This is a genomic window from Caldisericaceae bacterium, assembly GCA_036574215.1.
Taxonomy (GTDB): Bacteria; Caldisericota; Caldisericia; order Caldisericales; family Caldisericaceae; genus Caldisericum.
The window spans coordinates 1-7,805 of sequence record JAINCR010000003.1 but is presented as its reverse complement, the minus strand read 5'-3'; the positions used below and the strand labels follow the sequence as shown (position 1 = coordinate 7,805).

Here is a 7,805-nt window from a genome sequence, read left to right as displayed (position 1 = left end):
GTTGATGGGTAAACAGCACTCTCTCAAGGCTCCCCCGAAAGTAATAAAAAAGGCATAAAAGGATGAGATTCTTCGCTAACGCTCCGAATGACGACCCCACAGTCATCCTAAGGAGCACGTTCGCTTCGCTCAGTATAAACTCTGCAGCGAAAAATCTCATATTTGAGGGGGATACCCCATCAAGACTCCCCTAAAACAACAAACGGAGGAGATTCTTCCTCGGTAAAAGATGTCTCGTCAGAATGACGGCAACAGAGGAGATTCTTCGGCTTCGCACTTGCTTACGCAAGGAGAATATTGCACAGAATGAGCTACATCATTTCACCCTAAACTTGTTTCAGGGTTGGCATAACATTTCGGATTAACTTACCACTTTTGTGAGAGACCTTAAAACAGAGTTAAAGAATCTTTTTGCTTCTTAAACCTCCTCTGGGATGAACACATTTTCCCAAAATAACAATTTCCTTTTTGTTACACAGTCCAATAAATAGGAATTTGCTTGATAAGATACCTTTAAAAATTAAAATAGTTGATTCTTACAAAAAACTTTTGTAATTTTCTACTTTAGTTATAATTTAGTATGAAAATTGCGTTCATTTCAGATATACATTCGAACTTAGAAGCATTACAGACTGCTTTAAAAACTATTGAAAAAAGTGGTGTAGAAAAAATTTATAGTTGTGGAGATATTGTTGGCTACGGTCCTGATCCTGAAAGTTGTGCACTTGAAATCATTAAAAAAGAAATAACTAGTGTAAAAGGCAACCACGATGTAGGTGTAAGTGGAGATAACATCATTTTTAATTTTAATTCATACGCAAGAGAAGCAATCCTTTACACAAAAAGAGTCATCTCATACGAAGTTGAGCAATTCCTTAAAAGCCTTCCATACAAAATTATTGAAGAGCAATTTACAATCTTCCATGGATCGCTTATTCCAAAAGACCCATTTGAATACATACTTACTGAAGCTCTCGTTATGGAAAATTTTTCATACCTTACAACACCTATAGGCTTTTATGGCCATACGCATGTCCCGTGCGTATGCGAACTTGATAAAGACAACAACCTTAAAGTTATTGACTTTAAACAAAAAAAGAAAGTTTTTCTTGAAAGAAGCTCAAAGTATCTTATAAATGTAGGCTCAGTGGGACAGCCAAGAGATGGAGATCCAAGAGGGGCATTTCTAATATTTGATGATAACGAATACTCTATTACTCTCAATAGATTCAATTACGATATTGAAACAGTATACAAAAAGATCGTTGAAAAAAAATTACCAACATTCTTGGGTGAAAGACTATTTTCTGGGTTTTGACTTTCTAATCATAAATTGACTAAAGAATGTAGTAAGACCACCAATAATGAGTAAAAAGTAGTGATTAAAAAACCTCCATACTATAACAAATGTCCCAATTAAAGGGTTTGGAATCAAGCGTGCAAATAGTGCAAACATTTCGAGTTCTGCTGTTCCACTTCCACCTGGTGTGGGTATATACGCTTCCGATATATAGAATATGACCGCGGTTATAACAATCTCAGGCCAAGGGGAAGTTATACCAAGACCTCTCATAAGTATAACTGGCGTAAGGAGAATAATCCCCCAGGAAATAAAACTCACTAGAAACATGATATAAATAAATTTCCCACTCAAAAGAAGTAGCTTATTTCTAGCAGTTGAAAAGTCTTTAACGATTTTATCAAGCCATAAAAGTGTTTTCTCTCTTGTTTGTTCTTTGAACAACCTCTTTAGGAGCCTTGTTTTAAACAAATTTTTAGTAAAAGTTTCTGAAAGTTCTGGCTTAAAAATAAAAACAGTAAGAAAAATAAATAAAGTAAGTGTAATAACTATGCCTATAGTAATAATAACATTTACAACAGAAGATACAGTCCATGTGTGCTTTGCAATTAGGATCCATATTGGCACAAATAGGAAAACACTTACCCTAACAAAAGTGCCAATAAACATCTTTATTGAAATAATCGCAGTTGAATCACCAGGCGGGATCTTTTTCTCAGTTGAAAGAATGATAATTTGAACAGGTTCTCCTCCACCTCCACCGAAAGGAGTAATTCTTGAAAAGAAACCACCTATTAAAAACACTCTTAGGGCTTCTCTAAAGGTAATTTTATATCCTAAAACACTTCCAATAATTTTAATCGTATAAGATTCTAAAAGCCAATTTATTAACATTAAAAGAAAGGCAATGACAATATATGATGGTTTAAAAGATTTAAATAATTCAATAAAGTTCCAATTGTGCGTAAAGAGTGAAACAAAAATAATCCCAACTAAAGATGCAATAATTGCCAAAAACAAATCTCTTAAAAGGGCTTTTTTATCAAATATTTCATTTTTCATTTCTTTTAATAATTTCCCAAGCTTTATCTATGTCTTCCTTTTCTTTAGGCGATAACTGTTTAAAGCGCTCAACTCTTTTTGCAAATTTTTCATATGAGAGAAATAAAGCATGCGCAGGATCAATTTTTAAAAACCTTGCAAGATTAATCACTGAAAATAGAAGGTCTCCAATTTCTTCTTTTATGTTATCTTTTGCGTTTTTAACTTCTTCAACTTCCTCTTCAATTTTTTGAAAGATTTCTTCTTTGTTTCTAAATTCAAGCCCTATAAATTTGGCTTCCTCTTGGATATCAAGCGTTGTTATAAAACTTGCAAGAATCTTAGCTATATTAATAGTTTCTTTTTTATTCTTATTTTTCTCCCAATCGTGCAAAACTTGTCTTGAAGATTTATCAACTGTTTCTCTAAACACATGGGGATGTCTTTCATACATTTTATCAAAAAGGGTTATTGCAACATCTTTAAAGGAAAACTCGTTAGATTCACTTGCTATCTCTGAGTGCAAAAGTATTTGCAGTAGCACATCTCCAAGTTCTTCTTTTATTCCTTCAACTTTACCTCTTTTTATTTCTTCAAGCAACTCTAACGGTTCTTCAACAATTTCTGGTATAAGAGTTTGGTGTGTTTGCTCTCTATCCCATGGACAGAGTTTTCTTAGAGTTTTTATCATCAAAAATACCATATAGAATTGCTTGACATCTTCATTAATACTAAGAAAAGGAACAATATGTTTAAATTCTTCCAATTCTTTTTTTGTATGTTCCAAAAACTCTTTAGGAAGTGCCTTTCCAATAAAAATATAGAATTTTCCCATAAGGGTATTAAAATCTTCTTCACTATCAACAATAATCTGGGTATCGAGTTTAACTTTATAAAGAAAAAGAAGATGCAAAAGAACATCTAAGATATGTTCCTTATCCACTGCAAAAATTAAGGCATTTTCTTTTATTAACTTTTCCCCGTTAAGCACTAAAAATGCCTTGAGAGATTCAACAATCGAATTGTCAAAAATGAAATTATCCAACTTTTTCATATTCACTTAATAAGTTTAGCATTTTTAAAACATCTTGCAAAGTGAAAGAAACTTCAAAAGAAATGTAATAGGATCCAAACTGCACATTTTTCATAATTTTTGAAACCTCAAGAAGTTTATCAACAGTAACTTTATTAGATTGCTCAATCACTATAAACACTCTATTTCCTTCTTGGTAAATTTCCTTTGCGGATACCAATCTTCCCAAAACCATTATCTTCCCAACGGTTAATAAATTTTTGACCTCATGAGGAGGATACCCAAACTTATCTATGAGTTCAAACTCAATGTTATCTATTTCGGCAAGAGTTTCTGCTTGAGTAATTCTACGGTAGTAAAGAATCCTTTCGCTATTTGAAGGAACATAAGAATCTTTTATATAATAACTTTCGTTGAGCCTTACAGAAACTTCCTTTATAGGAGGCGCTACATTCCCTTGAAGTTCTTTAATTGCCTGGTCAAGAAGGCTTAAATACATGTTATAACCAACCGAGACAATATGTCCGTGTTGTTCTTTACCAAGAATATTACCTGCACCTCTTAACTCTAAGTCTTTCATAGCAATCTTTAAGCCAGAGCCTATATCTTCAAATTCTCTTATTGCTTCAAGACGTTCCTCTGCAATTGCACTCAAATTTTTATTCGTATAGAAAAAATACGCATATGCCTGTGTTGAAGATCTTCCAATTCTCCCTCTTAGTTGATACATCTGCGTTAGTCCAAAATTCTCGGCATTAATCACAATAAGAGTGTTTACAGTAGGGATATCAAGGCCATTTTCAACTATTGTGGTTGCAACCAGGATATCTACATTGCCTTCATAAAAATCAACCATCACATCTTCTATTACTTCTTTTCTCATTTTACCATGTATAACAGCAACTCTTGCATTTGTAAGACTCTTTATAAATTCAGCAAAACCGTAAATTTTTTCAATATTATTAAAAACTGCAAAAACCTGCCCACCTCTTTTAAGCTCAAACTCGACAGCCTGTTTCATAATTTCTACATCATAAGAAAAAACAAATGTTTTAACAGGAATTCGCCCTTCTGGAGGAGTTAAAATAAGAGAAACTGGCCTTAGTTTAATAAGCGAGGTATAAAGTGTTCTGGGTATTGGAGTTGCAGAAAGTGTAAGCACATCTAAATTTGCTTTTAATTCTTTTATTTTCTCTTTATGCTTAACTCCAAATTTCTGTTCCTCATCAATAATAAGTAGCCCTAGGTCTTTTGCTTCGACATCTTTTGACAACAATCTGTGAGTCCCTATAACGATATCAATTTTCCCATTACTTAAGTCTTTTAATATTTCTTTCTCTTTTTTTGTATTTGTAAGGGAAGAAAGCATCTCAATTCTAATTGGAAACAACCTTAGTCTTTCTTTAAATGTGCGCTCATGCTGTAATGCAAGTATTGTGGTAGGTGAAAGCACCATCACCTTCTTCCTATTTAAAACTACCCTTAAGGCAGCTCTTACTGCTACCTCTGTTTTTCCATAACCAACATCCCCTATTATTAGCCTATCCATTGGTTCGTCAATTTCTAAATCGCTATAAACATCTTCAATTGCTCGTATCTGATCATCTGTTAACTCATAAGGAAACGATAGGTCAATGATCTTTTCTTCTCTTGGAAAAGGCTTGTAGGGATCTCGCTTAAAAATTCTCCTTTTTGCCTGGATAAGAAGAAGTTTTTTTGCAAATTCTTTTGCGTTTTCTCTTGCCTTTTCTTTTGCTTTTGCCCATTCATTTGAGGAGAGAGAGCTTAAAGAAATAACCCTTTTGTCGCCGATGTATTTTTCTACAAAACCAATACGCTCAAGTGGCACGTAGAGTTTTTCTCCATCTCTATACTCAAGAAGAAGAAATTCTTTTGGAGTATCACCTAATTTTACAAGCCCTCTAAAAATACCTATGCCAAAATCCCTATGCACGACAAGGTCACCGAAAGTAAGTTCCTCAAGAGAAATAATTGCCTTTGTCTCAAGAATCTTTTTGGGCTTCTTTACCTCAATGTGGAAAAACAGTTCCCTATCGGTAAATACAACTATCTTTGGAGTTTCAATTCCACTTTTATAGAAACCCTCCTCAACATAAACACCAGGTTCCCCACTGAGATTAAGCTTATATCTAATTTCATAAGCATCAAGAATTTCTTTTACCCTATCAACAAATTCTGTTTTAAAAAGGATTATCCTATTCTTTGATTCTGTTAAAACAAACTGCTTTAAATTTCCCAAAAGAGTAAAATCTTCACCAATCTCTTTAATAGGAATATCAATTGCATTTGTTTCAAAATGTCCAAACTCAATTACCTTTCTACGTCCAATTGAGTCAAAAACATCTTTTACAGAAGTTTTATTGATAAATTCCCCGTAAAGTTTACCTTCTTTATCGATGAAGTCATCAAATTCTTTTAAAAATGAGTCTATCTTTAGATCAAACAAAATAAAAACCCTGTCTAATGCATAGTCAAGGAGAGTTCTATAGGCAAAAAATTTACCGTTTGCAAGAAATTGCGGATAAAAATTTACACCAAAATTACCACTCTTTGAAAGTTCGTTAAGGTCTTTTTCTACCGTTTCTCTTACAAGCTCGTCTTTAGGTAAAAGGTTATTTTCTACTTCTTTTCTAATTTCTTCAATTTCACTGCTTGAAAGATACTTCATGGAAGTAAACTTAACTTCTTCTACCTCTTCTTCACTAACAAGAGCCTCATTAAGAAAAGTGATTTTTTCAATTGTATCGAAATCAAGTTGAATTCGAACTGCCCTATTGTAATCAAAAGAAAAAACATCTATAATACTCCCTTTAATCGAAAAACTTGGATAATTCTCTATTTCATACACTCTTTCAAAGCCAAAAGAAGACAATTTATTAACAATATCATTTAAATGCACCTTTTCGCCTTTTTTAAATCTCAATTCTTCGATAAGGTCTTCACTTGGCAAGTAATCAAAAATACCATTTATAGTAGAAATAACAACTTTAGAAGAGGGTAATCTTTTTAAAAACTCCTTTTTCTTAAAGAGTTGAAGTGAACTTACATAATTTACTTCGTAAGGAAATAAACCAAACTCAGTGTCGGTAAGTGCCTCTTTAAATACTTTTGAGAGTGCATTTGCATCACTTTGAGAGTTAACAATGATAAGCACTTTTTTATCAAGTTCATTTACGATGCTTTCAAGAAGTTCAGTAAAAACACCTTTTATTTTTATATAATTTTCCTTTTCAATAAACCGCTTATAGACGTATGCCTTATCGGTTAAATGTTCTAATCTCATCTGTTGTATTCTCTTTGTGCAACTTCTACGCCATGTGAGATGATTAGGCTAATTGCGTTTACACTTTTATCAATAACATCGTTTAGGACAACTTTCTCATCTTTTGTAAAAGGCGATAATACAAAGTCCACTACTTCTTCTTTGTGCTCTGGTCTTCCAATTCCAATACGCACTCTTATTATTGGTTCTTGGATGAGTTCTTTTATGGATTTAACTCCTTTGTGCCCTGCTGAAGACCCGCCAACTTTTATCCGCATCGATCCTAAGGGTAAATCAATATCATCATGCACAACGATAATATGGTCTGATAACACCATAAAACCATCTTGGAGTTGTCTAACTGCACGACCAGAAAGGTTCACATATGTAAGGGGTTTTGCTAACATTACTTCGTATGCTACATCGTGAATGTTTACAACACCCCTCCCAAACAAGGCATTGTATTTTGCAAAATTGATTTTAATTTTCCATTCTTTTGAAAGCCTATCCACCACCATAAAGCCAACATTATGGCGTGTGTCCTCATACTCTTTACCTATATTTCCCAAGCCAACAATAAGGTGCATACTTTAATATTATAACCTTTAAAACACATTTTTAAAAAGGTGGTTTTTAGTTCATTTTATACACACATTGTTATTTTACCCTTCCCAGTCATTCTGAGACAAATCCCCGCAGAGTCATTCCGAGCTTTAGCGAAGAATGACCTCCTTTATCGTTATTCTGAGGACGCAAGCCCCCCTGCCTTCATTCTAACGAGACATCCTTTTGCCGAGGAAGAATCTCATCGTTTATTCGAGGGGGTGGAAAGTCCCCCCTCGATACTCCCCCAAAAAGACAAGATCCTTCGCTTAAGTTTACACTGAGCGAAGCGAACGTGCTCAGGATGACCCCAAAGTGTCATTCTGAGGAAGCGTCTTTTTGCCGACGAAGAATCTCAGCCGTTTACATTCGCGAGGGTAAAACCCCTTGATACTCTCCCAAAAGGATGAGATGCTTTGTTTACGCTCAGGATGACCAGGAAATGAGAAATAAGATGAGAAGATAAGAGGATTCAGGATGACAAAGAAAAAGAATGCTTAGGATGTCTGCAAGGTGTCATTGTGAGGAGCAAACGTAGTGAGTGT

General features: G+C 34.1%; 4 protein-coding genes and 1 pseudogene. 1 reads left to right on the top strand and 4 read right to left on the bottom strand.

Annotated elements, in window-relative coordinates:
- The first annotated feature begins 580 nt into the window (after positions 1-580).
- A pseudogene (locus K6343_00130) lies at positions 581-1,318 on the top strand (metallophosphatase family protein).
- Here the strand turns inward: K6343_00130 and K6343_00125 are convergent.
- The 4 genes from K6343_00125 to pth are packed head-to-tail and all read right to left on the bottom strand — an operon-like array spanning position 1,301 to position 7,244.
- Positions 1,301-2,362 (bottom strand): flippase-like domain-containing protein, encoded by a 1,062-nt coding sequence (locus K6343_00125; GenBank protein MEF3244381.1) that lies wholly within the window; start codon positions 2,360-2,362, stop codon positions 1,301-1,303. The pseudogene K6343_00130 and the gene K6343_00125 sit on opposite strands and share 18 nt — an antisense overlap.
- Entirely contained in the window at positions 2,352-3,395 is a 1,044-nt protein-coding gene (locus tag K6343_00120) for a MazG family protein (protein MEF3244380.1), read from the bottom strand. The genes K6343_00125 and K6343_00120 overlap by 11 nt, the downstream gene beginning before the upstream one ends.
- Positions 3,379-6,678 (bottom strand): transcription-repair coupling factor, encoded by a 3,300-nt coding sequence (gene mfd / locus K6343_00115; protein ID MEF3244379.1) that lies wholly within the window; start codon positions 6,676-6,678, stop codon positions 3,379-3,381. The genes K6343_00120 and mfd overlap by 17 nt, the downstream gene beginning before the upstream one ends.
- A complete protein-coding gene (pth, locus tag K6343_00110) occupies positions 6,675-7,244 on the bottom strand; it encodes an aminoacyl-tRNA hydrolase (protein ID MEF3244378.1) in 570 nt (189 codons plus the stop codon). Before pth ends, mfd begins: the two co-directional genes overlap by 4 nt.
- Positions 7,245-7,805 lie beyond the last annotated feature (561 nt).